Below are 26830 nucleotides of genomic sequence, written 5' to 3' on the forward strand. Positions count from 1 at the left end.
CCCCATGAGCACGGAGTCAGCTGCCGCCAGGGTGGCCCGGGGGCTGCGCGACCGGGTCTCCAGCGGCATACTGGCCCCCGGCACCACGCTGTCCCAGGCGTCGATCGCCGCGGAGTACGGCGTCAGCCGGATCCCGGTCCGCGACGCGCTGCAGACCCTGGCCACCGACGGCCTGGTGGAGCTGCACGGCGGCTCCGCCGTGGTGACACCGCTGTCCATCGAGGACCTCCAGGAGCTCTATGAGCTGCGCGAGACCCTCGAGCCGATGGCGACCCGGCAGGGGGTGCCGCGGATCGGCCGGGCCGGGATCGCCCGGATGAAGGCGCGGCTGGCGCTGATGGACGACCCGGCCATCTCGCCGGGAGACTGGCTGGAGACCAACGCCGCCTTCCACGCCGAGGTCTACTCCCTGGCGGAGCGACCGCGGACGATCGCCCTGGTGGAGCAGCTGCGTCGCCTCACCGACCGCTACGTCTACTTCCACCTCGACGTGATCGGCGACTCCGCCCACCTGCAGGAGGAGCACCGCCGCATCCTCGACGCGGTCGAGAACGGCGACGCCGACGGGGCCGCCGACCTCACCCGGCTGCACCTGGCCTCCTCCCACGACGCGGTGCTGCACTACCTGATGGCGGAGAACGCCTGAGCCGGTGTCGCCGGGCGTGTGGAGCGCACCGCGAGCATGACGGCCGCCGCCATGCCCCCGCCCCGCTCCGCTCCGGTCTACTGAGGGCAACCTTCGCCGTCCTCCCGGGAGCTCCACCATGAACGTCCAACTCTCCTCGACACCGATGGACCCGCAGCACTTCCGGCACGTGATCGGGCACCTCGCCAGCGGGGTCACCGTCGTGACGACGCGCGTCGACGACCAGCCCTACGGGATGACTGCGAGCTCGGTGACCTCGCTGTCGCTGGACCCCCCGATGATGCTTGCGTGCCTGAACCGCGCCACCCCCACCACCCAGGCCGTCTCGAGGTCGGGCACCTACGCCGTCAACGTCCTGGGGCAGGGCCACGCACGACTCGCGCAGCAGTTCGCGGTCCCGAGCGAGGACAAGTTCCACGGCGTCGGCGTCGTCGACGGGACGCTCGGCGTACCGCTGCTGGAGGGGGCCCTGGCCCACATCGAGTGCGAGGTCACCGAGGAGACCACCGGCGGTACCCACAGCATCTTCCTGGGCAGGGTGGTGCGCGCGACCGCCGGCCAGGGAGAGCCGCTGACCTACTTCCGCGGTGGGTTCGGCCGCTTCGAGTTCGCCCGCGACGACGCGGTCTACCAGCTGGCCCGTCGCCAGGTGCTCGAGCGCCAGTACGCCGCCGGGGCGGTCATCGAGCTGGACGACCTCGCCCACCAGCTCGAGGTCGACGGACCCTCGGCCTTCTACGCCCTGACCCGGCTCGCCTCCGACGGGCTGGTGCAGCGCGACCCCGGGCGCGGCTACGTGATCACCCCGTTCGACGTGCACACCTCCGACGAGACCTTCGACGCCCGGGCCCTGATCGAGCTCGGCGTGGTCCTGGTCGCCGCACAGCGGGCGACCGCCGAGGAGCTCGTCGAGCTGCGGAGGCGGTTCGAGGCGATGGCGGCCCTCCTCGTCGGGGAGCGGTTCGTGGACTTCGACGCCTACCTCGACGCCAACTACGCCTTCCACGAGTACCTCGTGTCCCTGGGACACAACGCCGCGCTCACGGCCGCCTTCGGGCGGTTGTCCATCAAGACCGTGATGACGCGCAGCTTCGGCTCCACGCCGGTCACCTCGCAGAGCTTCATCGAGGCGCAGCGCCAGATCACCGTGGGGATGGAGAACCGTGATCCCGCGAGGGCGACCGCCGGGGTGCTGCACTACACCGAGCTCGCGAAGCACCGGGTCCGCGAGATCCTCGACCGCACCGGTGGCCGGCTCTGAGCCGGCCACCGGTCGATCAGCGGGCGACCATCCCCGCGGACAGGTCGATGTCGGCCGCGCACAGGCCGGGCATGTGCAGCATCGCGACGACGGCTGCGGCCACCTCGTCCTCGGCCAGCATCCGGTGCAGGGCGGCGCGGGACACGTAGGCCTCCTCCGCCTCGGCGTACGTCGTCCCGGTCCGGTCGGCCTCCAGCGTGAAGTTGCGCTGCATCCGCGGGCCGTCGACGGGTCCGGGCGAGAGCGAGTTCACCGAGACCCCCAGCGGTCCGACCTCGAAGGCCAGGGTCGTGGTCAGCCCGATGACGGCCATCTTCGAGGCCGTGTACGGCGTACGCCGCGTCAGCGGACGCTTCCCGCTGACCGAGGCGAGGTTGATGATGTCGCCGGCCCCGCGCTCGATCATCGGGGGCAGGAACGCCTGGCACATCAGGTAGACGCCGCGGACGTTGATCCCGAAGACCTCGTCCCACTCCTGGGGCGTGATCTCCACGAGAGGCGCCACCGGCCCCGGCACCCCGGCGTTGTTGACGAGCACCTCCACCGACTCATCGGCCAGCTCGTCGGCCAGGGCGGCGACGCTGCCGGGGTCGGCCACGTCCGCGGTGGCGACCCGGACGCTGCCGGACAGCCCGGCAGCCTCCTCGGCGACCGCCTCCAGCGGCTCGCGACGCCGGCCCACCAGGACGACCCGCGCCCCGCGGGCGACCAGCGCCAGCGAGATCGACCGGCCCAGGCCGTTGCCGGCGCCGGTCACCAGCATCGTGCGGCCCGCGACGCGGTCCCCGGGGAAGGGCGGAGCGCCGGCGCCGGTGGGCGTCGCGGTCACGACGCGTCATCCTCCAGCATGGCCACGGCGCGGGTCGGCCCGCCGTGGGCGCCGATCACCTTCAGCGGGAACCCGGCGAACGTGAACCGGCGGCCGATGAGCAGGTGCAGGTTGGTGAGGTTCTCGTAGTGGGTGATGTGGTGCTCGCGGCACATCATGTGGCACGGGTAGCTCTTGCTCAGCGGGTTGTCAGGCGTGGGGCTGTCCACCCCGAACGTCTTCACCCCGTTCTCGTAGATCCACTGGCTCCCGGTCTCGCCGAGCCCGGGGAAGTCGGTGAGGTAGCGGCGCTCGCCGGCGTACCGGCCGTGGGTGCCGGTGTGCAGGAGCAGGATGTCGCCGCGCTCGACCGAGACGTCCACGCCGGCCTGCGCCTCCTCGAGGTGCTCGGCGGTGATGTCCTCCCCCGCGCCGACGTGGGAGACGTCGAGGCACACGGCGGGGCCGTAGAAGAGGTCGAGGGACATCTGGTCGATCGTCTGGGCCGACGGGTCGGGGTCGAGGTGGGAGAACGAGTCCACGTGGGTGGGGCCGTTGTCGTTGATCATGAATCCCTTGGTCTGGAAGGAGAACCCTCCCTCGAACCTCGGCGCCGTGTCCTCGTGCGAGGCGTGGTCGAAGACGACGGTCTTGAGGTGGCCGGGGTACACCTGCATGCCCTGGTAGATGTCCTGGGAGAGGTCGATGATCTGCACGCGTCGCTCCTGTGTGTCTCGTGGTCCCAGCGGACCGTGGACCACGGACACTATGAGTGTGAGCACGGTCACGGATGCTCTGAATGAAGTAGGTTTCCGGCCATGCATACTCCGATCGGAGGGAACGCTTCCCCCGATGACCCCACCACCACCCTGACTCCGGACACGGCCCTCGACCAGGCCCGGGGCGGCGACCGGCGACCCGGCGACCTGTTCGCGGTCGCCGACGAGATCGCCGCCGCCGTGGGTGGCCCGGTGATCCTGGAGGACTCCTCCTTCCGCGTGCTCGCCTACTCCGCCTTCGTCGGCGAGATGGACCGGGGCCGCGCCGAGGCGATCCTGGGCCGGCGGATCCCCGACCCGTGGCTGGAGTTCCTGGCCAGCACCGGGAGCCTGCACCGCCTGCGCACGACCGCCGAGGTCGTGGACCTCGCCGACGGCCCGTGGCAGGCCCGGCGTCGCCTGATCACCGCCGTCCGCGCCGGCCGGCGTCAGCTCGGCGTGGTCTGGGTGGCCGAGGGCGACTCCCCGCTGCCGCCCGGCGCCGAGGAGGCGCTGCGCCGCGCCGCCGACGCCGCGGTCCCGCACCTCCTGCGCCACCTCGAGCAGCTCGACGCCGAGGAGGACCGGCGGCTCCGGCTGGTGCAGGCCCTGCTGGCGGGAGAGTCCCGGGCTGCGGCTGCGGCCGTGGAACTCGGCTTCGCCCCCGGCTGCACCTTCGCCGTGCTCGCCGTGACCACCGGGGCGCCCGCGCTCGAGTCCGACCCGGACGACACCTGGGGACGGCTGGGCGACCACGTGAAGCTGTGCTGCGAGTCGTTCCGGCGCCCGGTCGCGGTCGCCCGGCTGGGGAGCGGCGCACTGGTGGTGGTCGCGGTCCCGGCCGAGACCGCGGAGGACAGCGCCCTGCGCCTGGGCCAGGAGATCGTCCGGCTCGCGGGGACCGGCCCCCTGGCCCCGCTGCGGGTCGCGGTGAGCACCACCGACACCCGCCTCACCTCGATGCCCCGGCTCCGCGACCAGTGCGTCGGAGCCCTGGCGGTGCTCCAGGACCGGTCGGGTCCGCACTGCGTGCGCTTCCGGGAGGTGGAGGCGGAGGTCCTGGTCCGTGACCTGGTCACCCGGATGCCGGCGGGCAGCGGCCTCAGCGGCCTGGACGCCCTCGTCGCCCACGACCGGGACGGCGGCGACCTGGTGCCGACCCTGCGCGCCTACCTCGCCGTGTGCGGCTCCGCGTCCGCGGCGGCGCAGCGCCTCGGCATCCACGTCACCACCCTGCGACACCGGCTCCGCCGGGCGAGCGAGGTGTCGGGGCTCGACCTGGACGACCCGACGGTGCGGCTGGCCTGCGACCTGCTGCTGCGGCGTACGGCGCACTGAGGCCGACCGCGGCGCAGGACGCTGCGCAGGATCGGGGGCAGGGTCGGGGGCAGGATCGGGGGCAGGATCGGGGGCCTCGGGATCAGTGAGTCCAGGCCCCGCGCGGTGACGGGTTCGGCCAGAGCCAGCGGCAGCCCGGGCTCCTAGGCTGGGCGACCACCTCGAAGCACGAAGAAGGGCTGGTCACATGGACGTCGTCGGCATGGTCGGACTGGGCATCATGGGATCGGCGATGTCCGGGCACCTCCTGCGAGCCGGCTACGAGGTGCACGGCACCGACCTCTCCCCCGCTGCAATGGAGTCGTTCGTCGCCGCCGGCGGGCACGCGGCCGACGACATCGCCGGCGTCGCCGGTGCCGCGGACGTGGTGATCACGTCGCTGCCCAGCCCCGGCGCGGCCCAGGTCGTGTGCCGTGAGCTCGCAGCAGCGGGACGTCCCGGCCAGGTGGTCGTGGAGACCTCCACGCTGTCGCGCCAGGTCAAGGACGCCTGTCGCGCGCTCCTCGAGCCGAGCGGTGCCGTCCTGCTGGACTGCCCCCTCAGCGGCACGGGAGCCCAGGCTCTCCAGGGGGACCTCGTCGTCCTCGGCAGCGGCGACACCGACGCCTTCGAGCGGGTCCGGCCCGTCCTGGAGGTCGTGGCCCGGTCCGTGCGCCACCTCGGCCCGTTCGGGCACGGCACCACGATGAAGCTGGTCGCCAACCTCCTGGTCGCCATCCACAACGCCTCGACCGCCGAGGCCTTCGCGCTGGGAGTGCGGGCGGGACTCGATCCGCAGCAGCTCTACGACACCGTCCGCGAGGGCGCCGGCGGCTCGGTGATCTTCGACAAGCGCGGTCCGCTGATGGTGGAGCGCGACTACCTCCCCGCCACGGCGCGGGTCTCGATGTTCGTCAAGGACGTGACGCTGGTCCAGGAGCTCGCCGACTCGGTGGGCCTGCAGACCCCGGTGCTCGACGCGACCCTCCCCCTCTACGAACGCGCCGTCGGAGCCGGGCTCGGCGAGGCGGACGCCGCCGCGATCCTGGAGATCCTCGACGAGAGCAAGTCACGATGAGGCTGGCCCAGGCGGAGGCCATCGCCGACGCCACCCTGCGCCACGCCCGCTCGATCGACGCCGCCCCGCTCACGGTCGTGGTCCTCGACACCGGGGGGCACGTCGTGGTGCTCAAGCGCGAGGACGGCTCCGGCATCCTGCGTCCCGAGGTCGCGATCGCCAAGGCCTACGGAGCCGTGGGCATGGGGATGAGCTCGCGCGACCTCGCCGTACGCGCGGAGAAGCAGCCGGTGTTCTTCGGCACCCTCGCCGCCGCCTCGGGCGGTCGCCTGGCGCCGGCTCCCGGAGGGGTGCTGGTGCGCGACCAGGACGGCGTGCTCCTGGGCGCGGTCGGCGTCAGCGGCGACGTCTCCGACGTCGACGAGGAGTGCGCCGTGCACGGGATCGGCGCTGCCGGGCTCGCCTCCGACCCGGCTTCCTGAGCGTCGCCCCGGGTTCGGTCTCGAGGCACGTGCCCGGGGCAGGCCCGGGGTCAGACGACCTCGACCTGCCCGCTCACCGCTGACCGGGTGATCGCCTCGAAGGCGCGCACGTTGGAGCGGATCTCCTGCACGCTCACCGGGTAGTCCGCCTCGCCGCGCACCGAGCGGGCGAACGTCTCCAGGTTGATCCGCACGGCCGGGGCCGGCTCGAAGAACGCCTGCTGCGGCGAGCCGTCACGCAGCGACGTCGTGACGTCCCAGCCCGTGGAGGCCTCCGGGTGGCTGCGGTCGCGGATCTCGGTCCACCCCTGCGAGCCGATCACGCAGAGCCGCCCGATGAACGGCGTCGTCAGCACCGCCGTGATCACGGCGGTCCCGCCCTCGGCGAAGGTCATCGTGATCGTGAGGTTGTCGCCGTTCTCGAACTCCGTGGCCCGGGTCGAGAGCTGGGCCCACACCTCCCGGGGAGCACCCATCACGGCGATCGCCAGGTCGACGAGGTGGATCCCGGTGGCCGACAACGGCCCCACCGGGGCGTGCTCGTTCGAGAGGCGCCAGTTGTCGGGCGGCAGGGCCAGGAACTTGTCCTGGCTGAAGTTGCCCTCGAACACGAGGGGTACGCCGAGCTCCCCCGCGGTCAGTCGCGCACGCAGGTCCACCACCGCCGGCTCGAACCTGCGCTCGTGCCCGATCCCGAGACAGACCCCTGCCTGCTCCACCGCTGCCAGCGCCCGCTCGGCCGCCGCGATGCTCGCGCTGAACGGCTTCTCGCAGAAGACGTGCTTGCCTGCCTGGGCGGCGGCTACGACCTGGTCGGCGTGCAGCCGGTGCGGGCTGCACAGGACCACCGCCTCGATCTCGGGGTCGTCGAGCACCGCCTGGTAGTCGTCGGTGACGGCGACTCCCAGCTCCTGCGCCCGGGCGCGGCCGGCGGGGTCCGGGTCGACGCCCGTGCGGACGTCCAGCAAGGGGGACCCGGCCAGCTGGCCGATGATGTTCTGCCCCCACCAGCCGAGTCCGACCACGCCGACCCGGACCGCCTCCATGTCCCGGACCCGCTCAGTCGTCGAGCTTGAGCAGGCGGGCGGCCGTGCCGCCGCGGATGGCGGTCCGCTCGTCCTCCGAGAGGGTGGTGACACCGTCGACCTGGCCCAGCGGGTCGTAGTGCCCCATGTCGAAGGGGTAGTCGGTGCCGACCACGACGTGGTCCGCGCCCATCTGCTGGATCAGGAACTCCAGGTGCACCGAGTCGAAGACCAGGCAGTCGACGTAGACCTGCTTGAGGTAGGTGCTCGGCGGGCGGGTGATGTGGTGACGCCCCTCGGGCCGCAGCTCGTAGGAGTGGTCCATCCGCGAGGAGTAGAACGGCAGGTAGCCGCCGCCGTGCACCGCGACGAGCTTGAGCTCCGGGTGGTCCTCGAGCACCCCACCGTGAATGATCTTGGTCAGCGCCAGCGTGGTGTCCAGGGGGTTGCCGACCACGTTGGTCAGGTAGTACTTGCGCAGCCGCTCACCGCCGGTGAACCCGTTCGGGTGCAGCAGCACCACGACGTCGAGCTCCTCGGCCTTGGCGAAGAACGGCCGAAATCGAGGGTCGTCGAGGTCGAGGCCCATCACGTTGGTGTTGATCTCCACCCCGCGGAAGTTGTGCTCCCGCACCGTGCGCTCGAGCTCCTCGACGGCGGAGCGCACGTCCTGGAGCGGCACGGTGGCCAGACCGACGAACCGGTCGGGGTTGTCCGCGACGATCTTGGCGAGGTTCTCGTTCTGCATCCGGGCCAGCTCGCGGGCCAGCTCGGGGTCGGTCCAGTAGTAGTACCCGGGCGGCGCGACCGAGATCGCCTGGACGTCGATGCCCATCGCGTCCATGTCCGCGAGCCGCACCGCCGGGTCGGTGGCCTTGGGGAAGATCTCCTTGACGTGCTCGACCTGGTAGGCGTTGGTCTCGTCGCCGCCGAAGTAGCTGAACGGCTCCATCTCCGGCGACATCAGTCCGTCGACCAGCGCCTGGCACTCGGGGGTGAACACGTGGGCGTGGATGTCGACGGTGCGTGGTGGGCGTGCGCTGCTCATCTGGTTGCCTCTCATCGAATGTGTGGAGATCGTGGTCGGTGGTGCTGTTCGGCAGGGCGGCTGCCTAGGCCCAGGAGAGCGTGGCGTCGCCGTACTTCGCCGCCCGCACGTCACCTGAACGGGCGTGGCCCTCGAAGCGCTCCACCCTCGCAGTACGGCCGCATAGCTCGCCGAGGCGCGCGCTGGCCGCGGGGTCGGTGACCTCCTGGTAGGTGACGGTGCGCAGGTACTTGCCCACCCACAGGCCGCCGGTGTAGCGGGCGGACCCCCGGGTCGGCAGCACGTGGTTGGTGCCGATCACCTTGTCGCCGTAGGAGACGCAGGTGCCCTCACCGAGGAACAGGGCGCCGTAGTGGTTCATCTTCTCCAGCGCGAGGCGCGGCTCGGCGGTCAGCACCTGCACGTGCTCGCTCGCGAAGGTGTCCGCGAGCGCGAACGCCTCGTCGAGGTCGTCCACGACGTGCACCTCACCGTGGTCGCGCCAGGCCGGGCCGGCCATGTCGTTGGTCGACATCCCGGGCAGCAGCTTCTCGATGTGCTCCATCGCCTGGCGGGCGACGTCCTCGGAGGTGGAGATCAGCACCGCCGGGGAGTCCGGCCCGTGCTCGGCCTGGCTGAGCAGGTCGACGGCGACGATGAACGGGTCGGCGTGCTCGTCGGCGATCACCAGGATCTCGGTCGGACCCGCGAACAGGTCGATGCCCACCTCGCCGAAGAGCTGTCGCTTCGCCTCGGCGACGTAGGCGTTGCCGGGGCCGGCGAGCAGGTCGACGCGGCCGATGGTCTCGGTGCCGAGGGCGAGCGCGGCCACGGCCTGCACTCCCCCGAGCATCAGGATCTCGTCGGCCCCCGCGAGGTGCAGGGCGGCGATCGTCGCGACCGGCAGCTCCCCGCGGATGGGCGGGGTGCAGGCGGTGACGCGCTCGACGCCGGCCACCTTGGCGGTCACGACGGTCATGTGCGCGGACGCGGTGAGCGCGTAGCGGCCGCCGGGCACGTAGGCGCCGGTGGCGCGGATGGGGAGCTGCTTCTGGCCGAGGTGCACCCCGGGGGCGACCTCGGTCTCGAACGAGTGCATCGAGTCGAGCTGCAGCTGTGCGAACTGCCGCACGTTGGCCTGCACCTCGAGGATGTCGGAGACCACCTGCTCCGGCAGCGAGGCGACGATCTCCTCGGCCTGGTCGCGGCCGAGGAGGAAGTCCTCGGGCGACCAGTCGTCGAACTTCTCGGAGTACTTGCGGACCGCGGCGTCGCCGTCGCGGCGTACCTCCTCGATCACGGTGCGTACGACGTCACGGACGCCTTCCTGCGAACCGGCGTCGAGCTCGACGCCGGGGGCATGCTTCAGCTGCTTGCTCATATCCAACTCCATGGGTGGGGTCGTTCAAGGGCGCGCGATGCCGCCCACCCGCGAGCGGGGGGCAGCATCGGCGACTGACGTTCTTCGGGAAGCGGGCCCGGGCCTAGGCGACCGGCTCGGAGACGGGGGCGGCGGGGGCCTTCATCTTCTCCAGCCGGGCGAGCACCTCGGCCTGAAGCGTGGCCACCGTCGGGTCGGACTGACGGCGCGGGCGCGGCAGGTCGATCGTGATGTCCTCGTAGATCCGGCCGCCGGGCTGCAGCACGATGATCCGGTCGGAGAGCTCGACGGCCTCGACCACGTCGTGGGTCACGAACACGACCGTCTTCTTCGACTGCGCCCAGATCTCCTGCAGCTGGGCCCGCAGCCCCCGCGCCGTGATGGCGTCGAGGTGGCTGAAGGGCTCGTCCATCAGCAGCAGGTCGGGCTCGACCGCGAACGCACGGGCGATGCCGACTCGCTGCTGCATCCCGCCGGAGAGCTGACCGGGGAAGAAGTCGGCGTTCTTGGACAGGCCCACCATGTCGAGGTAGCGACGAGCGCGCGCGGTCGTCTCCTCGTTGTTGTTGTCCTGCACGTACATCATGTTCTTCATGACGCTGCGCCACGGGAGCAGACGCGGGTCCTGGAACACGTAGCCCATCCGGGCGTTCCCGCCGTCGTCGCTCTTCAAGGAGATGTCACCGGAGGTGTGCTCCTCGACTCCCGAGATGATGTTGAGCAGGGTGCTCTTGCCGCAGCCCGAGGGCCCGACGATCGAGACGAAGGTCTGACCCTTCACCTCGAACGAGATGTTGTCGAGCACGCGGCTCGCGCGGGGGGTTCCCACGTTGAAGGTCTTGCTCAGGTCCCTCACGGTGAGGACGGCCATGGAACTTCTCCTGACGGTGAAAACGTACGACGGAATGGTGGACGTGGTGGGACCGGTCAGGCCGAGTTGTCGCGCCAGCGGAACGCGCGACTGATGGCCCGGTCGAGGACGAACCGGTCGAGGATGACGATGAAGCCGACGAACAGCACCACCCAGGCGGCGAACCCGCCGTACCTGTTGGCGTCGTACCAGAAACGTGCCCGGTAGCCGACGCCGCCCGAGCCGCCGAACCACTCGGCGAGCAGGACGCCGTTCCAGCCGATGATCACGGCGAACCGGATGCCTGCGGCGACGTAGCCGGTCACCGCCGGCAGCACGAGGTCGCGCATCCGCCGGGCGAGCGGAACCTTGTAGGTCGACGACATGTCACGCAGGTCGCGCGAGACTCCCCGGACGCCCTGAGCGACGTTGACGATGACGAACGGGACGGCGGTGAGGAAGGTGGTGACGATCGGGCTGGCGTCGCCGAACCCGAACCACATCACGGTCAGGAACGACCAGATGATCGCCGGGATCGACAGCGCGACGAGCACGGGGCTCTCGAAGAACGCCCTCGAGAGCTGCGAGAGGCCCATCATCGCGCCGATCACGATGCCGAACACCGTGGCCAGGGCGACGCCCACCCCGAAGCGGTAGAGGGTGACGCCGAAGTTGCCGAAGACCTCTCCCCGCTCGAACTCGTCGACCAGGCTGGTCACGACCTCGACCGGTCCGGGCACCCGCCCGAACAGGGCGGCCACGAGCAGCCACACCACGAAGAACGAGAGGCCGGCGGCCACCCGGGCGGCCACGTCGGAGGTGAGCCGACGCTGCCACTCGGGCGTGCTCTCGGCGATCTCGGTGGTCGACCGGCGCTTGGAATCCAGGACGGTGCTCACAGCGCGGTGCTCCTTTCCTCAGGACGCCAGGACAGGAGGCGCGCCTCGGCCTTGGCCAGGACCAGTCGCTCGATGACGAGCATGAAGGCGATGAACAGGAACATCCACGCCAGCACCCCGGAGATCGAGTAGAGCTGGTACTCGGTACGGATCTGGAAGCCGACGCCGTTGCGGCCGCCGAAGACCTCGGTCAGGGCCTCCACCTTCCAGGCCACCGCGAAGCACATCCGGATGGCGGCGAAGACGAAGGGGACGATGGTCGGGATGAGCACCTCGCGACGGATCTGCCGCGGGGTGCGGCCGAACGCCTCGCTCATCGTGATCAGCGACTTGTCGACGCCCCTGATGCCCTCGGCCACGTTCAGCGCCACGTAGGGCGCCGAGACCAGGGCCACCGCCAGGATGGGCCCGAGGTTGGAGAGACCGAAGACGATCAGCGACAGCACCGCGTAGACGATCGCCGGGATGGTCCCCGCGATGGTGACCCCGTCGTGGAAGAAGGCCCGCCAGTAGTTGTAGCGACCCATCAGGTACCCGATCGGGGCCCCCACCGCCGCTGCGACACCGAAGCCGGCGAAGGTCTTCAGCACGCTGGCGGTGAAGTCCGTGGCGAAGTTGCCACTGCGCAGGATCTCCCACATCTCCACCAGCACCTCGTGCGGGCGGGGCAGGATCCTGGAGCCGAACCACCAGGAGCCGAGCTCCCACACCAGCACCATCGCGATCCAGCCTGCGACGACCAGGAGGGTCTGTCGCAGCCTCCGCCGCGAGGCGGCCTTGCTGGCACTGGCCTCTCCGGCCTCGACCTTCACTGCGAGATCAGGTGGTCGCTCCACCATTTGGTCAGTCACGTCGTGCTCCTTCGAGTGCGCGGCGGGGTCAGCTCTTCGGGAGGATGGTGAAGTCCGGGGTCGGGATGTCTTCCTCGACGTAGCCGGTCTTCTTCATCAGCTCGAACAGCTCGGTCTCGCTCTTCACCCACTCCTCGTCGAGGTAGGTGCTGGGGACGAACCAGTCGTAGGTCTCGCCCAGCCACTTCTTGATGAAGGCCTTCTCCTGCGGCGTCTCGGCCGCGAAGTCCTCGGGGTAGGCCTCGATGATCTTGTCCTTGTTCTTGGCCCACTCCTCCACGCCGCGGTTCCACACGTCGATCAGGAACGCGGCCTCCTTCGGGTTCTTCTTCACCCAGGCCTTGCGGGCCACGAACACGTTGTTCTGCGGGTGGGTGGTGTCTTCGGGGGTGGAGCTGAACTTCTCGGCGTAGATCTGCGAGACCGACTTGGAGTCGTAGAGCGGGCGCAGCTTGCCGCTGGAGAGACCGGGGATCGAGAAGTCCGGCAGCAGCAGCCCGGCGTCCGCGTCGCCGCGGGTGATCAGGCCGGCCGCGTTCTGGGGGTCGGTCACCACGAGCTCGAAGTCACCGCCACCGGCCCGCAGGTCGAGATCGCAGAACTCCTTGGCGAAGACGCCCCACATGATCGTGATCGACACGGCGCTGTGGGTGACGATCTTCTTGCCCTTGAGGTCGCAGATGTCCTTGGCCTGGCTGTCCTTCGGCACCGCGAGGACGCTGCGGTCGGAGTTGAACTTGCCGAAGATCGTCGCCTCCTCGCCGGTCTGCTTCTCAAGCTCGGGCACCTCGTAGGAGGCAGCGGAGACCACGTCCGCGTGACCGCCGGCGTAGACGCCGAACTCGTCCCACGAGGAGGAGGTGAGGACCTGGATCTTGGCCTCCTGCTCCATCTCCTGCTTGATCCCCTGGTCCTCCATCCACTTCCACACCGGGTCGGGGGCCATCACCATGTTGACGACGCCATTGGCGTCCTTGGCCTTGCCCTCGCCACCGGAGGAGGCAGCCGGGCGGTTGGCGCACCCGGTGAGCGCGAGGCCTCCGGCCGCGACGAATGCGGCCAGCTTCCAGCCGGCGGATCGGTGTGTTGCTGTGCTCATGTCGTGCCTCTCGGTTGGGTGAGGAGCGGGTTCTCGAGGAAACTCAGGGTGGAGTCGGGCGGCTCGGCATCGCCTCGCGCACGGCCTTGGGTGTGACGTGTGACACTGCCAAGCAGATGCGTGCAACGTCAAGCATTTCCGTGAATAAAATTTGGGTGGACCTCAACTTGGAGACGGACGGGCTTGCGCAGACTGCGCCCACAAACCCCTGAGGCAACGCGGAATTGGGGCGTACGGCGTGTGCGTTGACACGACATCCGGGCATGACTAAGTTATGCATCGACAGGTCACGACGAAGCAGATGAGGCGGTACCCCGATGGACGAGCGTGGTGGCTTGCGGTGAGCGGATCCCAGGACCCCTCGGCGACGAAGGGCGGCCGGCGACGCGGCCCCCGGCCGAAGGTGACCAACAGCTCCACGGTGGCCGCAGAGGCCGGCGTGTCGCAGTCCACCGTCTCCCGGGCCCTGCGCGGTGACCCGAGGGTGCGCCCGGAGACGCGGCGCCTGGTGGAGGACGTCGCCGGGAGGCTCGGTTACCGGCTGGCGTCGGCGCCGCCGTCCGAGCCCGCACCGACCCGGACGATCGCGGTGGTCGTGGCCGACCTGACCAACCCGTTCTTCCCCTCGTTGCTCACGCCGATCCACGACGAGCTGCGACTGATGGGCTACCGGGTCGTGCTCTTCGCCGAGCGCACCGACATCCCCACCGGGCAGGAGGCGCTGAGCCGGCTGCTGGAGCGCGCCGTCGACGGGGTGCTCGTCACCACGGCGACCCTGGGGTCCCGGCTGACCGAGGCCATGCACGGGAACGAGGTGCCGGTCGTGCTGCTGAACCGCTACGTCGACCACATGGACGTGGACCGGGTGGTGGCCGACAACCACGAGGGCGGACGCCTCGCGGGCCGGCACCTGCTCGAGCTGGGCCACCGCCGGATCGGGATCATCAACGGCCCCCTGAACACCTCCACCTGCCGGGACCGGCACGCGGGGTTCCTCAGCGCACTCGCCGAAGAGGGGGTCACGGTCGACGAGGACCTCGTGCGGACCGGCCCCTACTCGCACCAGAGCGGCTACCAGCACGCGAGGGAGCTGCTGCGCCTCGAGGACGCACCCACCGCCATCTTCTGCGGCAACGACATCATCGGCTTCGGCGCCCTCGACGCGGCGAGGTCGCTGGGGCTCGACGTGCCCGAGGACGTCTCGATCCTCGGCTTCGACGACGTCCCGATGGCCGCGTGGGAGGTCTTCCAGCTCACCACGGTGCGCCAGCCCCTCGACGACATGGCCAGATCCGCTGCCCGGATGCTCGTGGAGCGCATCGAGAGCGAGTCCCCCGTCGGAGGACCGCGGGAGCAGGTCTTCGCCACCAGCCTGGTGAAGCGCTCGACCACCACCCGGGCCCGGGCCACGGTGGAGGCCTGAGATGGCGAGCAGTGAAGCCGCAGTGCGGGGCACGACCCGTGCCATGGCCTGCCTCCCGTCTCCGCGTGCACAGCTGAGTGATCCTGATCACCCTGCCTCCCACCCGTTCCCCGTTGCCATGTGTGCAGCCACAGGACTGCCCCTCCGATGTGGTGTGCGACACAACACCCCATTCCGGCCAGCACTCCGGACGGGGCAGCGATGACGTCCCTCCCGGACTGGGCCCGGAAGGTCGCCGACGAGGTCGAGCTCGACCTGGTCGCACAGGTGGTGGTGGAGCGCGACCTCGACGCGGCGTTCCCGCACCTGCGCGGGCACGCGGAGTTCGTGGAGCAGCTCCGGGCCAGCGTCACCGAGAACCTCTCAGCGCTCCGCGACGTGCTCTGCGGCCGGCGGGCGCTCGAGGACGTGCGCCTCGTGGAGCCGTTCGCGCTGGCCGCCGTACAGGCGCGGCTGCGGGTGCCGCAGACCTCCCTGCAGCGCTCCTACCGCGTGGGGTTCACCGCCATGTGGGAGGAGTGGTCGGGCCGGCTGGTGGCGTACGCCGAGGCGCAGGACGTGCCGCGCGACAGCGCCCTCTCGGCGTTGCACACCCTCACCTCGGTGCTGCTGGCCTACCACGACCACGCCGCCTCGCAGGTCGCCGAGAGCTATGCCCGGACCGACGAGGCCCTCAGCCGCTCCCGCGGCCACGTCCGGGGAGGGCTGGTCCGCCAGCTGCTGCGCGAGGACGCCTCCCCGCTCTCCCCCTCGGACCTCGTCATCCTCGACTACCCCCTCGCCGACACCCATGTCGCGGTGTTCCTGCCCACCCTCGCCGAGGGGGCGGCCGCCCAGCTGGTGGCGGGCCTGCGTGCCGCGAGCCGGGCGCACGACGTCCTGCTCCACGCGGCGGACCTCTCCCGCTCGGTGGTCTGGCTGGGCCGCACGGGCGCCTGGAGCGCCGGCGCCCGACAGGCACTCCTGGACCACCTGGGCGCCCTGGACGTGATGGCCTCGGTGAGCGATCCCCGCCCGGGTCCCGAGGGACTGCGAGACACCTGGCGCCAGGTCCTCGAGATCGAGCGGGTGCGGGCCGCGTGGGGACCTGCGCACTCCCCTCGCGTGCTGCGGCACAGCGACGTCAGCCTCGAGGTGCTCCTGATGCGCGATCCGGACCTGGCGCGCAGGTTCGTGGAGGAGGAGCTCGGTCCCCTCGCCGAGGACGACGAGCAGGCCGCGCGCCTGCGCGAGACCCTGGAGGCCTCGTTCCGGCACGGCAGCCACGTGACCACGGCGGAGCACCTCTTCCTCCACGAGCACACCGTGCGCAACCGGCTGTCCAAGGCGGCCGCCCTCCTCGGGCGCCCCGTCCAGGAACGGCGTACCGAGCTCCAGGTGGCGCTCCGGCTGATCCGCCTGCTGGAGGATGGCTGAGCGCCGTCCCTGGCGTGGCTCAGCCCGTCAGGAGCCCCTCGGGGGCAGCACCGCACCGGGCTCCGCGGGAGTGCGCGCCACGTTCATCACCATGGCCAGGGTCCCGTAGTAGCCGACCGTGACCACCAGCTCGACCAGGCACGGCTCCCCGAGCAGCCGCAGGACCTCGTCGTACGCCGCGTCGTCGACCGTCCCGTCACGGTGGATCTGCTCGACGAAGTGCCACACCGCCAGCACGGCGGGGTCGTCCACCTCCGGCCGACGGTCCTCCCCCAGCGCCTCGACGACCGTCGGGTCGAGCCCGGCCGCGAGGGCCAGCGGGTGGTGGTGCGCCCACTCGAAGGCCTGGTCCCAGCGCCGGGCGACCATCAGCACCGCCATCTCGAACAGCGGGGCGGGCAGCGACTTCTCATAGCGCAGGTAGGCACCCACCTCCTGGACCCGGTCCATCAGCTCGGGCGTGCGCAGCAGCACGGTGAAGGGACCGACCAGGGCTCCGCGGGGTCCACCGGTGATCGCGCGCAACGCCGCGGTCTGCGCGTCGTCCAGAGTCGCAGGGTCCAGCGGCGGCATCCGGTCAGCGCCGGGCACTCAGGCACCCGACCCGGGACGGCCGGGCAGTGGCACCGGCATCGACATCGGCATCGACATCGACATCGACAGGCGTACGGCTCTCACGAGTTCTCCTCCAGGGGTCGGGGCGTGCCCCAGTCTGGGGCAGCGCTGCGTCCGGGGACACTGATGCCGGGCGGCACGGTGTCCCCCGGGAGATGACGGGGGACGTGAGTGCGCGTCCGTCCCGGGGCCGACATCCTGATCCCCCCACCAGGCCCGGAGGAGGAGCCACCGCACGTGAAGCCGCCCTCCTCGACCGCTCGGGTGTCCCTGGCCCTCGCCTGCCTGCTCGGTGGGTCGGCCGGGTGGGCGATGACCGCCGCCGGAGCCGGAGCCGCGGTACTGGCACCGGCCTACGACGTCGGGCTCGTGGCGATCGGCCTGATGACCACGGCACTGGTGCTGCCCTACGCGGCGCTGCAGATGCCCGCGGGGACGTTCATCGACCGGGTCGGCGTACGCACGGCCTCGGTGCTGGGGGTCTCCCTGGTGGTGGCCGCGAACCTGGGCGCCTCCATGACCCCGGTCCTCTGGCTGGTCCTGGTCTGCCGGACGCTCGCCGGAGCCGGGTACGCCGTCTGCTTCGTCTCCGGCGCCGAGCTCGCCAGGCGCAGCGGCACCGGTCCGGGCGGGATGGGCATCTTCGGGGGCGTGGCCCTGGCCTCCTCGGGCTTCGCTGTGCTGCTGGTGCCGTTCGCCGAGCACCCGCTGGGCTGGCGGGCACCGTGGCTCACCAGTGCTGCCATCGCCCTGGTCGCACTGCTGGTGGTGCTGCGGCTTCCCCGCACACCCGCCCGCGTCGTACGCCGGACCGGGCCGGCCGCACCCGGGACACGGGTCAAGGGACCCTCGCTCCTCCGGGACGGCGAGCTGCACCGGCTCGCGGCGGTGCACGCGGTCACCCTCGGGCTCGGGGTGGTGCTCAGCAACTGGGCTGCGCTGGTGCTCCAGGAGTCGTGGGGCTTCGGGCGCACGACCGCGGCGCTGACCGCCTCGGTGGTGCTCGGCCTCTCGGTGCTCAGCCGCCCGCTGGGTGGCTACCTCGCGCGCCGGTTCCCCGAGCAGGTGGGCGTGATGGTGGTGCTGTCCCTGATCGGGTGCGCGGCGGCCACCGCGGCCCTCGTCGTGCCGACCGCCCCCGGGGTCGCGGTGGTGGCAGTCCTGGTGCTCGGCGTGCTCAGCGGCCTGCCGTTCGCCGGGGTGATCATCGCGGGGCAGGCCCGGCGACCGGATCGCCCGGGAGCCGCGGTGGGCCTGCTCAACGGACAGGCGAACGCGCTGATCGTGATCGGGACCCCGCTCATGGGCGCCGCGCTGGAGCACGACCGGACGACGGCCGCACTCGTGCTGCTGGCCGTGGTGTGGCTGCTCCCCCTGCTGGCGCGGCCCCGTTCCACCAGGCGCGGGGCCAGCGGCAGCGCGTCGGACCCCGGTTCAGCCGCCCTCGCCCCGCGGTGAGACCGCGGCCACCTGGTCGGCGCTGAGGGCGACCTGGAGCTCCGCCAGAGCCAGCACGTTGGAGGTCGAGACGCCGAGCAGCTGCTCGGCACGGCGAATCCGCAGGCCGACGGTGTTGGCGTGCACGAACAGCTCCGCCGCCGTCGCCGCGGTGTTGAGGTCGTTGCGCAGGTAGGCCCGCAGCGTCTCCTCCAGCGCGGTGCCCCGCGCCGAGTCGTGCTCGCGCAGCGGGCGCAGCACCGTGTCGGCGAAGCGGACCAGCTCCCCCACGTCCTCGACCTGGAGCAGCAGCCCGTGCAGGCCCAGTGCGCCCAGCGAGATCACCCCGTCGGCGACGTCGCGGGTGCGGGCGATGGACAGCGCCCCCCGCGCCCGGCGGAAGGCCGGCGGATAGGCGGCGAGCTTCGTGCACGGCGGCGTGACGGCGACCGAGACGCGCGCGTGTGGGTCGGCTCGCCGCAACAGCCTGCGCAGCTCCTCGGCGCGGGCGGCCGGCTCGCCGGGGTCGCGTGCCGGCCACAGGGCGACCACGTCGTCCCCCACGAGCGTCACCAGGGCGCGCGGGCTCGACCTCGAGGCCAGCGACCGGGCCACCGACAGGATCCGCTGGGGGGCCAGCGCGGCTGCGGCCCCGTGCGCGCCCGCCACCAGGAGGCAGTGCGGACCGGACAGGTCGTGCCCCAGCCGCGCGGCGCGCCCCGGGACGGTGCTCAGCGCCGTGGCGTTGCCGGTCAGCAGGTCGGTCAGCACCTCGTCCGAGAGCCGCCACTCGACCTCGAGGGCGGTCCGGCTGCGCAGCAGCTCCAGGGCGCACACCGTCGCCGCCTGCTCCAGGGTGCGCACGTCCAGGGCGGAGAGCACGTCGAGCGCTCCCGGGAGCCACATCCGGGCCACCGTCTCGGAGCCGAGCAGGACCGGGGCGACCACCATCCGCGTCCGGTCGTCGAGCACCACCTCCTGCACCGACCGGTGCGACTCCCCCGCGGCTGCACCCAGCGCCACCTCCGCGGCCTGGATGGCGGCGAGGACGTCCTCACCCCCGCCCGCGGTCACCGGCTCCCCCGACGGCTCCTCGGTGACCACGATGCTGCGCCCGAGCAGGGCGGACAGGGCCTGTGCCAGGCCGTCGACCCCGCCGCCCTCCAGGGCGACGCCGGTGAGCTGCTCGTGCACGGCCTCCTGCTGCCGCAGCAGCTCGTGCTGGGCCTGCAGCGAGGCGTTCAGCTCCTGCAGCGACTCGATCGTGGCCGTCTCCCGGTCCCGCAGCCGGGCCGTCACGATCGCGCCCCCGGCCTGGGCCGCGAGCAGGTCGAGGAGCTCGGTCTCCCGGGGCCCGAACCGCTGCCGCACCCGGCTGTAGCAGTTCAAGGTGCCGAGCGCCTTGCCGGAGCTCACCAGCGGCACCGAGATCATCGACCGGTAGCCCTGCTCGCGCGCGACCCCGCCCCAGGGGAGGAACGTGGTGTCCGCGACCGTGTCCAGCACCTTGACCGAGGTCAGCGACCTGAAGGCGCGGCTCGACGGGGCCAGGGTGTCGCCACCGGACTGGAGCATCACCGGGTGGTCGGCGTTGACCTGCCGGACATAGCTGGAGGACAGGCCGTAGGAGCCCTCAATCAGCAGGGCGGTGCCGGAGGGATCGGGCAGCAGCACCGCGCAGAAGTCGTAGCCGAGCAGGCGGGAGGCGGTCGCCGCCACCTGGTCCAGCAGGTCTCCCAGCGAGACCGGCCGGTTCACCGCCGTCGCGATGTCGGCGATCTCCTCGAGCCAGCGGCGCAGCTCGCCGGCGTCCCGATTGTCCATGAGCGCACTGTGCCATCCCACGGCAATCAGCACTAGGCCTGTGGCGCTACACATGGATGGCGCCGACCTCGTTGCCCCACCCTTGGTGGCATGAACCAGACCGGTGACGACGACCAAGACGGAGAGGTCTACCTGGTACGCGCAGACGACCTGTCCGACCAGACCCCCCAGACCAAAGGGCTCCAGCGCTTCGAGGCGATCTCGGCGCGCCGGCTCGGGTCCAGCGACCTGTGGATGGGCCTCTCGGTGCTGCCCGCAGGCGGGAAGACCGGCGTACACCACCACGGCGAGTCGGAGACGGCCCTGTACATCCTCAGCGGCGTCGGCCGCTGGTGGGTGGGAGACCGGCTCGACTCCGTGCGGGAGGCGCACCCGGGCGACTTCGTCTACATCAAGCCGAACGTCGTGCACTGGGAGGAGAACGCGAGCGAGACCGAGCCCGTGCGGATGATCGTCGCCCGCACCACCCAGGACGCGATCGTGATCAACCTCGAGGACCACCCCTACGGCCCGGACGACCTCGTGGACGGCGGCACCCGTCATGCCTGAGGCACGCCGCGCGATCGTGGTGGGCGGCTCCTTCGGCGGGCTGACCAGTGCCCTCCTGCTGCGGGAGCAGGGATTCGACGTCGACCTGTTCGAGCGCACCCCCGCGCTGCTGAACGGGCGCGGCGCCGGGATCGTGCTCCAGCCCGACACGGTGCGCTGGATCCGCGAGCGGCACCAGGACATCGACGTCGAGGACATCAGCATCGGGTCCTCGGTGCTGCGCTACCTGGGGCCCGGGAACGCAGTGGTCCACGAGGAGCCCGCCGCGTGGCGGTTCAGCTCCTGGCAGACGCTCTACCGCACCCTGCTGCGCGACTTCGGCACCGAGCGCTACCACCTCGGCGAGTTCGCGGTGGGCGTGGACCAGGACGAGGACGGCGTGGACCTCCGCTTCATCAGCGGTCGCCGCGAGCGTGCCGACCTGGTCGTCTTCGCCGACGGCATCTCCTCCACCGGGCGCCGGCGCCTCCTGCCCCATGTGCGGCCCCGCTACTCCGGCTACGTCGGCTGGCGCGGGACGCTCCCCGAGGCCCAGGTCTCCGACGAGACCAGGCTGCTGCTCGACGACGCCCTCACCTATGCCGTGGCCGACCGTTCGCACATCTGCATGTACCCGATCCCGGGCGTCGACGGAGAGCTCGACCGGGGCGAGCGCCTGCTCAACTACGTCTGGTACCGCAACGTCCCCGAGGGCCCCGCGCTCTCGGAGATGCTCACCGACAAGCGCGGCTACGAGGCGACCGTCTCGGTGCAGCCCGGAGGGGTGCAGGACCGCTACGTCGAGGAGCTCAAGGAACGGGCCGTCGCCGACCTGCCGCCGGCAGCGGCGGAACTGGTCACGCGGACCGAGCAGCCCTACATCCAGCCCGTGCTGGACATCGCCGTGCCCCAGATGGCCTTCGGCCGGGTGGCCCTGCTCGGCGACGCGGCCTTCGCGGCCCGGCCCCACGCCGCCGCGGGGCAGGCGAAGGCGGCCGCGGACGCGTGGGCCCTGGCCGACGCGCTGGCGCAGGAGGACGACGTGGCCAAGGCGCTGGCCGCCTGGGAGCCCGACCGCGTCGCCCTGGGCGAGGACCTGCTGAGCCGGGTGTGCGCGATGGGCGCCCGGTCGCAGTTCACGGGGACCTGGGACCCCGCGGACCCCGCGCTGCACTTCGGCCTCTACGGCCCCGACAAATAGGTCCACCGCCGGGTTCACGTCCCCCCGGGTGCGCCCCGGGAAACAGCGAAGGCCCTGATCCGCAAGGATCAGGGCCTTCGTCTTGTGTGCTCCCCCGGTTGGACTCGAACCAACAACCCTCCGATTAACAGTCGAATGCTCTGCCAATTGAGCTACAGGGGATCGCGCTCGCAAACCCTAGCAACTGAGTCCGGAGTTGCTAAATCGGCCCGCTGAAGTCCTCGCCGATCTCGCTGCGGGCACCGGCCAGGGCCGCGTCCGCCACCGCCGCCACCTCGGGGTCATCGGGGTCCAGGCCGCGGTCGTAGGCGTGCATCCAGGCGACCGGACCACCCACCGGGCTGCGGCGGCCGATCACGGTCACCGCCAGCTTCCCCCGCACGGGCACGCGGCGCTGCAGGACGATGCTGGCGGTCACCCGCTCGCGGACCAGCTGGAGCAGCAGCTCGGGGTCGTCGAGCTCGAAGACGTACGCCGGCCGCTGCTCGCCGTACGTGCCGATCTCGGTGACCTGCAACCGGTCGGTGTCCTGGTCCCAGGTGGCGTCCTCGACCTGCTCCCAGGGGAGCCGGCGGACCGGGGCGTCGACCGGCAGGATGAACAGCGACCGTCTGCCGCCCAGCAACCAGGTCCCGTCGGCCGCACAGGCGTGGGCGAGCAGCTTCTCGCCGCGGGGCAGCTCGATGCGTGCCAGCACCTCGGCGGGCACCCGCTCGCCTCGCCGGAACGTCCTCACTGGCTCTCCAGCGCGCGCTCGCGCAGGCTGCGCCGGTGCTGCTCGAGCGCGACCAGCTCGCCGAACATCCGGTTGTACTCGGTCGCCTGCTCCACCGGGTTGGTGCGCTGCAGGCGCGACTTGAGGTCGGCGATCCGGCGCATGGCGGTGACCTCCCGGAGCCGGTAGACGTGCTGGGCGACGTACGCGTCGTCGGGCTGCTTGTCCGAGAGCAGCGGCTCCACGGTGAGTGCGCTGATCAGGGACTGCAGTCGCTCGTCGGTCTGCGCGTCGCGCAGGGTGGAGGCCCAGTGCGCGTCCGCGGCGGTCGGGCCGCCCGCTGCCTGGATTCCGGTCCACAGGGCCCGGTAGGCGCCGTGGGTGAAGTCCTCGGGGGCCACGTCCCGGGCGGTGCGGCCGACCACCTGGGGGTACTGCACCACCAGCTTGAGCGTCTCGCGCTCCAGCAGCAGCCTCGGGTCGCGCGGGTCCGGGAGCTCGGCGGCCCGCCTGACCGGACCGTGGGCGCCGGCCGGACCGGGGCCGGAGACGCGCTGGGCGGCCCGGCGCACCTCACGCTGCACGTCGGCGGGCTCCACCCCGATCATCCCGGCCAGCTCGCGGGAGAACGCGTCCACCTTGGAGCGGTCGCGGATGGCGGTGACCAGCTTGGCCGCCTCACGCATCGCGTCCACCCGGCCGTCGGCCCGGTCGAGGTCGTAGCGCTTCACGACGTTGGCCAGCACGAAGCGGTAGAGCGGCACCCGGCGGGCCACGAGCTCGCGCACCTCGGCGTCACCGGACTTCAGCCGCAGGTCACAGGGGTCCATCCCGGTCGGCTCGACGGCCACGTAGGTCTGGCCGGCGAAGATCTGGTCGCCCTCGAATGCCCGCAGCGCGGCCTTCTGGCCCGCCTCGTCGCCGTCGAAGGTGAAGATCACCTCGCCCCGGAACTCGTCGTGGTCGTGCAGCAGCCGGCGGATCACCCGGGCGTGGTCGTCACCGAAGGCCGTGCCGCAGGTCGCGACCGCCGTCTTCACCCCGGCGAGGTGACAGGCCATCACGTCGGTGTAGCCCTCCACGATCACCGCCTGGCTGGCACGGGCGATCTCGCGGCGGGCCAGGTCGATCCCGTAGAGCACCTGGCTCTTGTGGTAGATCGGCGTCTCGGGGGTGTTGAGGTACTTCGCGTCGATCCGGTCGTCATCGAAGATCCGCCGCGCGCCGAACCCGATGGTGTCGCCGCTGCTGTCCCGGATCGGCCACATCAGCCGGCCGCGGAACCGGTCGTAGAGCCCGCGGCCCTCGCCGATGAGCCCGCTGGTGACGAGCTCCTCGTCGGTGAAGCCCTTCTGGCGCAGGTGCTTGAGCAGGTCCTCTCCCCCGCGCGGGGAGAAGCCGACCCCGAAGGTGGTCGCGGCGTCGGCGTCGAAGCCCCTGGAGTCGAGGAACTGTCGCGCGGTGAGCGCCTCGGGGGTGGCCAGCTTGTCGGCGTACCACTCGGCGGCGTGCTTGTGCGCCTCGACCAGCCGCGGCCGGTGCGGGCCGCTGCGCTGCCGGGGGGCCCCGCCCTCCTCGTAGCGCAGCTGGACACCGACCTTCTCGGCCAGCCGCTCGACGGTCTCGGTGAAGCCGAGGCCGTCCATCTCCATCACGAACTTGATCACGTCGCCACCGGCCTGGCAGCCGAAGCAGTGGTAGAAGCCGCGGGACGGGGTCACGTGGAAGGAGGCGGACTTCTCGTCGTGGAAGGGGCACAAGCCCTTCATCGAGCCACCGCCGGCATTGCGCAGGGTCACGTAGGAGGAGACGACATCATCGATGCGTGCCTTCTCGCGAACCTCCGCGATGTCTTCTTCCCTGATCCTGCCCGCCACGCTGCGGAGTCTACGGGCAGCCGGTCCGCCGCCGCCGGTGCTGCACAGGCCGTGATGGACTTATCACGTAAGTCCTCTCGACCAGAGGGTTTAGATCGGCCCTGAATGGCTACCGGGTTAGGCATGACTGAACCAACCGTGACCCACACCGGAGCTGGCGCCTCACCGTCACCCCAGGACTCCCGCTCCCCCGGCACGGGATCGGAGCCGCCGCTGGGCGCCATCGTGAACCAGCTCACCACCCAGGTCCCCGAGCTGATCCGCTCCGAGATCCGCCTCGCCCAGGCCGAGGTCACCGAGAAGGGCAAGCGCGTCGGCATGGGCATCGGCATGTTCAGCGGCGCCGGCCTGATGGCCTTCTTCGGCTTCGGCACACTGCTCGCGACGATCATCCTGGCGCTGTCCCTGGTGATGGACGCGTGGCTGGCGGCGCTGATCGTGACCGTCGTGCTGTTCATCGTGGCGGCGATCTTGGGCCTCTTGGGTAAGAACAAGGTCCAGGACGGTACGCCGCTCCAGCCCGAGCGCGCCGTGGAAGGCGTCAAGGAAGACATCGCGACCGTGAAGGGACAGCACTCATGAGCACCCCCGAGGACATCCAGGCCGACATCGAGAAGCAGCGCGAGCAGCTTGCCGAGACCGTCGACCAGCTGACCCACAAGCTCGACGTCAAGGCGCAGACCAAGGCCAAGGTCGACGACGTGAAGTCCCAGGCGCAGGTCCGGCTCACCGAGGTCAAGGAGATGAGCACCACCGACGACGGCAAGCCCCGCCCCGAGGTGCTCGGCGCGGCTGCCGCCGTCGTACTCGGCGTTGCACTCGTCATCTGGCTCAGGAAGCGCCGATGAGTCGTCCCGAGGTCAAGCAGGACGCAGCCAGCGAGGAGGACCACGCCCAGCAGGCGATGCCCGACCCCGACGACAGCCGCAAGCCCGACGGTCCGGGGGACCTCGACAAGCGGTCCTGGTTCTACGTGCTGCGCAAGACCATGCACGAGTTCACCGAGGACCAGTGCACCGACCTCGCAGCGGCGCTGACCTACTACGCGGTGCTCGCGATCTTCCCGGCGCTGCTCGCGCTGATCTCCGTGCTCGGCGTGCTGGGCCAGGCCGGGGAGGCCGTCCGCACCATCGAGGACACCCTGCGGCCGCTGGTCTCCGACCAGGTGCTCGACACCATCACCAAGGCCCTGGACCAGGTCGTGAACTCGCAGGGAGCGGGCCTCGCGCTGGTGATCGGTCTGGTGGCGGCGCTGTGGTCGGCGTCGGGGTACGTCGGGGCCTTCGGCCGCGCGATGAACAGGATCTACGAGATCGAGGAGGGGCGACCGTTCTGGAAGCTCCGCCCGATCATGCTGCTGCTCACCCTGATCGCGGTGACGCTGGCCGCGGTCGCGCTGCTGCTGCTGATCGTGTCCGGTCCGGTCGCGGAGTCCATCGGCAACGTGATCGGCCTCGGGGGCACCGCGCTGACGGTGTGGTCAATCGCCAAGTGGCCGGTCCTGGCCGTGATCGTGATCGTGGTCGTCGCCCTGCTCTACTACGCGACCCCCAACGTGCAGCAGCCGAAGTTCCGGTGGGTCTCGGTCGGTGCCGGCGTGGCCATCGTGACCTGGGTGCTGGCCTCGGTGGCGTTCGCGTTCTACGTCGCGAACTTCTCCAGCTACAACAAGACCTACGGATCACTGGCGGGCGTCATCGTCACGCTGCTGTTCCTGTGGATCACCAACCTGGCCCTGCTGTTCGGGGGTGAGCTCGACGCAGAGCTCGAACGCGGACGTCAGCTCCAGGCGGGCATCGCTGCCGAGGATGAGATCCAGCTCCCGGCCCGCGACACCCGGAACATCAAGAAGGCCAAGAAGAAGCGGGACAAGGACGCCGCTCTGGGTCGCAGGATCCGCCGTCAGGCGGCAAAAACCAATGATCGGGAGCAGGGCTCCCAGAAGGAGGAACAATGATCATCAAGAGGCTCCCGCTGCTGATCGCAGGCGGCATCGGCTACGTGCTGGGGACCAGGGCGGGCCGTGAGCGCTACGAACAGCTCACCCAGACCTTCAACAAGGTCAAGGACGACCCCCGGGTGCAGGAGAAGGCCCAGCAGGCAGCAGACATGGCCAAGGACAAGGCCCCGGGCCTCAAGGACAAGGTCAGCGGTGTCGCCAGCTCCGCGACCGGCAAGGTGACCGGATCTGGCAGTTCCGGGAACGACAAGGTCAAGCCGTCCGGCAGCAACGGGATCGGCTCCGACGAGCCGGCCGCCAAGCTCAACCCGGAGAGCACGGTCTTCCAGGACAACCCTGGACCGCAGGGCCCGCTTCCCTGATTCTGGGCCCGACGCTCGGCTGAGCTGGGCCCCGGTCCTGCGGGGCCGGG

General features: G+C 71.1%; 27 protein-coding genes and 1 tRNA gene. 14 read left to right on the forward strand and 14 right to left on the reverse strand.

Going from position 1 to position 26830, the window contains the following annotated elements; genetic code table 11:
* The first annotated feature begins 4 nt into the window (after window positions 1-4).
* On the forward strand, window positions 5-646 hold the full coding sequence (locus AC4BGB_RS04185; RefSeq protein WP_490544981.1) for a GntR family transcriptional regulator: 642 nt from the start codon (window positions 5-7) through the stop codon (window positions 644-646).
* A 118-nt stretch (window positions 647-764) separates the two neighbouring features.
* The gene (locus AC4BGB_RS04190) at window positions 765-1907 is read left to right on the forward strand and encodes a flavin reductase (RefSeq protein ID WP_490544983.1); all 1143 of its coding nucleotides are present in this window, start codon (window positions 765-767) and stop codon (window positions 1905-1907) included.
* A gap of 16 nt (window positions 1908-1923) precedes the next feature.
* Here AC4BGB_RS04190 and AC4BGB_RS04195 read toward each other — a convergent pair whose 3' ends face one another.
* Window positions 1924-2736, reverse strand: coding sequence for an SDR family NAD(P)-dependent oxidoreductase (locus tag AC4BGB_RS04195; protein WP_490544985.1), 813 nt, complete (start codon window positions 2734-2736; stop codon window positions 1924-1926).
* Window positions 2733-3431 carry a cyclase family protein gene (locus AC4BGB_RS04200; RefSeq protein ID WP_490544987.1) on the reverse strand — a complete coding sequence of 233 codons (699 nt, stop codon included), beginning with the start codon at window positions 3429-3431 and terminating at the stop codon, window positions 2733-2735. The genes AC4BGB_RS04195 and AC4BGB_RS04200 overlap by 4 nt, the downstream gene beginning before the upstream one ends.
* A gap of 102 nt (window positions 3432-3533) precedes the next feature.
* Between AC4BGB_RS04200 and AC4BGB_RS04205 the strand changes: the two genes are divergently transcribed.
* The 3 genes from AC4BGB_RS04205 to AC4BGB_RS04215 all read left to right on the forward strand — a co-directional run bounded on the left by AC4BGB_RS04205 (window position 3534) and on the right by AC4BGB_RS04215 (window position 6290).
* Window positions 3534-4811, forward strand: a complete 1278-nt coding sequence (locus tag AC4BGB_RS04205; protein ID WP_490544989.1) for a PucR family transcriptional regulator — start codon at window positions 3534-3536, stop codon at window positions 4809-4811.
* Window positions 4812-4998: 187 nt separating this feature from the next.
* Window positions 4999-5868 (forward strand): NAD(P)-dependent oxidoreductase, encoded by an 870-nt coding sequence (locus AC4BGB_RS04210; RefSeq protein ID WP_490544991.1) that lies wholly within the window; start codon window positions 4999-5001, stop codon window positions 5866-5868.
* The gene (locus AC4BGB_RS04215; RefSeq protein ID WP_490544993.1) at window positions 5865-6290 is read left to right on the forward strand and encodes a GlcG/HbpS family heme-binding protein; all 426 of its coding nucleotides are present in this window, start codon (window positions 5865-5867) and stop codon (window positions 6288-6290) included. Before AC4BGB_RS04210 ends, AC4BGB_RS04215 begins: the two co-directional genes overlap by 4 nt.
* Window positions 6291-6340: 50 nt before the next feature.
* On the opposite strand, the gene AC4BGB_RS04220 is transcribed toward AC4BGB_RS04215, so the two are convergent.
* From AC4BGB_RS04220 to AC4BGB_RS04250, 7 genes are all read right to left on the reverse strand, one after another.
* Window positions 6341-7336, reverse strand: a complete 996-nt coding sequence (locus tag AC4BGB_RS04220) for a Gfo/Idh/MocA family protein (protein WP_490544996.1) — start codon at window positions 7334-7336, stop codon at window positions 6341-6343.
* 13 nt (window positions 7337-7349) lie between these two features.
* Window positions 7350-8363 (reverse strand): amidohydrolase family protein, encoded by a 1014-nt coding sequence (locus AC4BGB_RS04225; RefSeq protein ID WP_490544998.1) that lies wholly within the window; start codon window positions 8361-8363, stop codon window positions 7350-7352.
* Window positions 8364-8427: 64 nt separating this feature from the next.
* A complete protein-coding gene (hisD, locus tag AC4BGB_RS04230; RefSeq protein WP_490545000.1) occupies window positions 8428-9723 on the reverse strand; it encodes a histidinol dehydrogenase in 1296 nt (431 codons plus the stop codon).
* Between the two features lie 103 nt (window positions 9724-9826).
* Entirely contained in the window at window positions 9827-10594 is a 768-nt protein-coding gene (locus AC4BGB_RS04235; protein ID WP_490545004.1) for an ABC transporter ATP-binding protein, read from the reverse strand.
* 56 nt (window positions 10595-10650) lie between these two features.
* A complete protein-coding gene (locus AC4BGB_RS04240) occupies window positions 10651-11472 on the reverse strand; it encodes an ABC transporter permease (protein ID WP_490545006.1) in 822 nt (273 codons plus the stop codon).
* Window positions 11469-12323 (reverse strand): ABC transporter permease, encoded by an 855-nt coding sequence (locus tag AC4BGB_RS04245; protein ID WP_490545008.1) that lies wholly within the window; start codon window positions 12321-12323, stop codon window positions 11469-11471. Before AC4BGB_RS04245 ends, AC4BGB_RS04240 begins: the two co-directional genes overlap by 4 nt.
* 28 nt (window positions 12324-12351) lie before the next feature.
* Window positions 12352-13422 carry a hypothetical protein gene (locus tag AC4BGB_RS04250; RefSeq protein WP_490545012.1) on the reverse strand — a complete coding sequence of 357 codons (1071 nt, stop codon included), beginning with the start codon at window positions 13420-13422 and terminating at the stop codon, window positions 12352-12354.
* A gap of 340 nt (window positions 13423-13762) precedes the next feature.
* On the opposite strand from AC4BGB_RS04250, the gene AC4BGB_RS04255 reads away from it, so the two are divergent.
* Entirely contained in the window at window positions 13763-14845 is a 1083-nt protein-coding gene (locus AC4BGB_RS04255) for a LacI family DNA-binding transcriptional regulator (protein ID WP_490545017.1), read from the forward strand.
* Window positions 14846-15046: 201 nt separating this feature from the next.
* Window positions 15047-16261, forward strand: coding sequence for a PucR family transcriptional regulator (locus AC4BGB_RS04260; protein WP_490545019.1), 1215 nt, complete (start codon window positions 15047-15049; stop codon window positions 16259-16261).
* Window positions 16262-16288: 27 nt separating this feature from the next.
* Here the strand turns inward: AC4BGB_RS04260 and AC4BGB_RS04265 are convergent, their stop codons facing one another.
* The gene (locus tag AC4BGB_RS04265; RefSeq protein WP_490545021.1) at window positions 16289-16852 is read right to left on the reverse strand and encodes a carboxymuconolactone decarboxylase family protein; all 564 of its coding nucleotides are present in this window, start codon (window positions 16850-16852) and stop codon (window positions 16289-16291) included.
* A gap of 261 nt (window positions 16853-17113) precedes the next feature.
* Between AC4BGB_RS04265 and AC4BGB_RS04270 the strand changes: the two genes are divergently transcribed.
* The gene (locus AC4BGB_RS04270; RefSeq protein ID WP_490545023.1) at window positions 17114-18334 is read left to right on the forward strand and encodes an MFS transporter; all 1221 of its coding nucleotides are present in this window, start codon (window positions 17114-17116) and stop codon (window positions 18332-18334) included.
* On the opposite strand, the gene AC4BGB_RS04275 is transcribed toward AC4BGB_RS04270, so the two are convergent.
* Window positions 18311-20137, reverse strand: a complete 1827-nt coding sequence (locus tag AC4BGB_RS04275) for a helix-turn-helix domain-containing protein (protein ID WP_490545025.1) — start codon at window positions 20135-20137, stop codon at window positions 18311-18313. The two genes, AC4BGB_RS04270 and AC4BGB_RS04275, sit on opposite strands and share 24 nt — an antisense overlap.
* 90 nt (window positions 20138-20227) lie before the next feature.
* Between AC4BGB_RS04275 and AC4BGB_RS04280 the strand changes: the two genes are divergently transcribed.
* On the forward strand, window positions 20228-20686 hold the full coding sequence (locus AC4BGB_RS04280; RefSeq protein WP_490545027.1) for a cupin domain-containing protein: 459 nt from the start codon (window positions 20228-20230) through the stop codon (window positions 20684-20686).
* A complete protein-coding gene (locus tag AC4BGB_RS04285) occupies window positions 20679-21866 on the forward strand; it encodes an FAD binding domain-containing protein (protein WP_490545029.1) in 1188 nt (395 codons plus the stop codon). The genes AC4BGB_RS04280 and AC4BGB_RS04285 overlap by 8 nt, the downstream gene beginning before the upstream one ends.
* Before the next feature lie 89 nt (window positions 21867-21955).
* Here the strand turns inward: AC4BGB_RS04285 and AC4BGB_RS04290 are convergent.
* The 3 genes from AC4BGB_RS04290 to dnaG form a co-directional block, all read right to left on the reverse strand.
* A tRNA-Asn gene (locus AC4BGB_RS04290) sits at window positions 21956-22028 on the reverse strand.
* Between the two features lie 37 nt (window positions 22029-22065).
* Window positions 22066-22602 (reverse strand): hypothetical protein, encoded by a 537-nt coding sequence (locus tag AC4BGB_RS04295; RefSeq protein WP_490545031.1) that lies wholly within the window; start codon window positions 22600-22602, stop codon window positions 22066-22068.
* Window positions 22599-24458, reverse strand: a complete 1860-nt coding sequence (gene dnaG, locus AC4BGB_RS04300) for a DNA primase (protein ID WP_490545032.1) — start codon at window positions 24456-24458, stop codon at window positions 22599-22601. The genes AC4BGB_RS04295 and dnaG overlap by 4 nt, the downstream gene beginning before the upstream one ends.
* A 123-nt stretch (window positions 24459-24581) precedes the next feature.
* On the opposite strand from dnaG, the gene AC4BGB_RS04305 reads away from it, so the two are divergent.
* Genes AC4BGB_RS04305 through AC4BGB_RS04320 form a run of 4 tightly spaced genes read left to right on the forward strand, consistent with a single transcriptional unit; the run spans window position 24582 to window position 26780 of the window.
* Window positions 24582-25040 (forward strand): phage holin family protein, encoded by a 459-nt coding sequence (locus AC4BGB_RS04305; RefSeq protein ID WP_490545034.1) that lies wholly within the window; start codon window positions 24582-24584, stop codon window positions 25038-25040.
* Window positions 25037-25306 carry a DUF3618 domain-containing protein gene (locus AC4BGB_RS04310; RefSeq protein WP_490545036.1) on the forward strand — a complete coding sequence of 90 codons (270 nt, stop codon included), beginning with the start codon at window positions 25037-25039 and terminating at the stop codon, window positions 25304-25306. The genes AC4BGB_RS04305 and AC4BGB_RS04310 overlap by 4 nt, the downstream gene beginning before the upstream one ends.
* The gene (locus tag AC4BGB_RS04315; protein ID WP_490545038.1) at window positions 25303-26415 is read left to right on the forward strand and encodes a YihY/virulence factor BrkB family protein; all 1113 of its coding nucleotides are present in this window, start codon (window positions 25303-25305) and stop codon (window positions 26413-26415) included. Before AC4BGB_RS04310 ends, AC4BGB_RS04315 begins: the two co-directional genes overlap by 4 nt.
* Entirely contained in the window at window positions 26412-26780 is a 369-nt protein-coding gene (locus tag AC4BGB_RS04320) for a hypothetical protein (RefSeq protein ID WP_490545040.1), read from the forward strand. Before AC4BGB_RS04315 ends, AC4BGB_RS04320 begins: the two co-directional genes overlap by 4 nt.
* Window positions 26781-26830: the final 50 nt, after the last annotated feature.

The organism is Nocardioides sp. Z30_9, from assembly GCF_058215735.1.

What these genes read in the sequence shown, in the direction of transcription:
- AC4BGB_RS04275 (WP_490545025.1), bottom strand. Translation starts at nt 20,137, where the DNA reads ATGGACAATCGGGACGCCGGCGAGCTGCGCCGCTGGCTCGAGGAGATC.
- AC4BGB_RS04285 (WP_490545029.1), top strand. Translation starts at nt 20,679, where the DNA reads ATGCCTGAGGCACGCCGCGCGATCGTGGTGGGCGGCTCCTTCGGCGGG.
- AC4BGB_RS04220 (WP_490544996.1), bottom strand. Translation starts at nt 7,336, where the DNA reads ATGGAGGCGGTCCGGGTCGGCGTGGTCGGACTCGGCTGGTGGGGGCAG.
- AC4BGB_RS04210 (WP_490544991.1), top strand. Translation starts at nt 4,999, where the DNA reads ATGGACGTCGTCGGCATGGTCGGACTGGGCATCATGGGATCGGCGATG.
- AC4BGB_RS04320 (WP_490545040.1), top strand. Translation starts at nt 26,412, where the DNA reads ATGATCATCAAGAGGCTCCCGCTGCTGATCGCAGGCGGCATCGGCTAC.
- AC4BGB_RS04190 (WP_490544983.1), top strand. Translation starts at nt 765, where the DNA reads ATGAACGTCCAACTCTCCTCGACACCGATGGACCCGCAGCACTTCCGG.
- AC4BGB_RS04215 (WP_490544993.1), top strand. Translation starts at nt 5,865, where the DNA reads ATGAGGCTGGCCCAGGCGGAGGCCATCGCCGACGCCACCCTGCGCCAC.
- hisD (WP_490545000.1), bottom strand. Translation starts at nt 9,723, where the DNA reads ATGAGCAAGCAGCTGAAGCATGCCCCCGGCGTCGAGCTCGACGCCGGT.
- AC4BGB_RS04225 (WP_490544998.1), bottom strand. Translation starts at nt 8,363, where the DNA reads ATGAGCAGCGCACGCCCACCACGCACCGTCGACATCCACGCCCACGTG.
- AC4BGB_RS04310 (WP_490545036.1), top strand. Translation starts at nt 25,037, where the DNA reads ATGAGCACCCCCGAGGACATCCAGGCCGACATCGAGAAGCAGCGCGAG.
- AC4BGB_RS04280 (WP_490545027.1), top strand. Translation starts at nt 20,228, where the DNA reads ATGAACCAGACCGGTGACGACGACCAAGACGGAGAGGTCTACCTGGTA.
- AC4BGB_RS04315 (WP_490545038.1), top strand. Translation starts at nt 25,303, where the DNA reads ATGAGTCGTCCCGAGGTCAAGCAGGACGCAGCCAGCGAGGAGGACCAC.
- AC4BGB_RS04250 (WP_490545012.1), bottom strand. Translation starts at nt 13,422, where the DNA reads ATGAGCACAGCAACACACCGATCCGCCGGCTGGAAGCTGGCCGCATTC.
- AC4BGB_RS04205 (WP_490544989.1), top strand. Translation starts at nt 3,534, where the DNA reads ATGCATACTCCGATCGGAGGGAACGCTTCCCCCGATGACCCCACCACC.
- AC4BGB_RS04305 (WP_490545034.1), top strand. Translation starts at nt 24,582, where the DNA reads ATGACTGAACCAACCGTGACCCACACCGGAGCTGGCGCCTCACCGTCA.
- AC4BGB_RS04185 (WP_490544981.1), top strand. Translation starts at nt 5, where the DNA reads ATGAGCACGGAGTCAGCTGCCGCCAGGGTGGCCCGGGGGCTGCGCGAC.
- AC4BGB_RS04235 (WP_490545004.1), bottom strand. Translation starts at nt 10,594, where the DNA reads ATGGCCGTCCTCACCGTGAGGGACCTGAGCAAGACCTTCAACGTGGGA.
- AC4BGB_RS04260 (WP_490545019.1), top strand. Translation starts at nt 15,047, where the DNA reads ATGACGTCCCTCCCGGACTGGGCCCGGAAGGTCGCCGACGAGGTCGAG.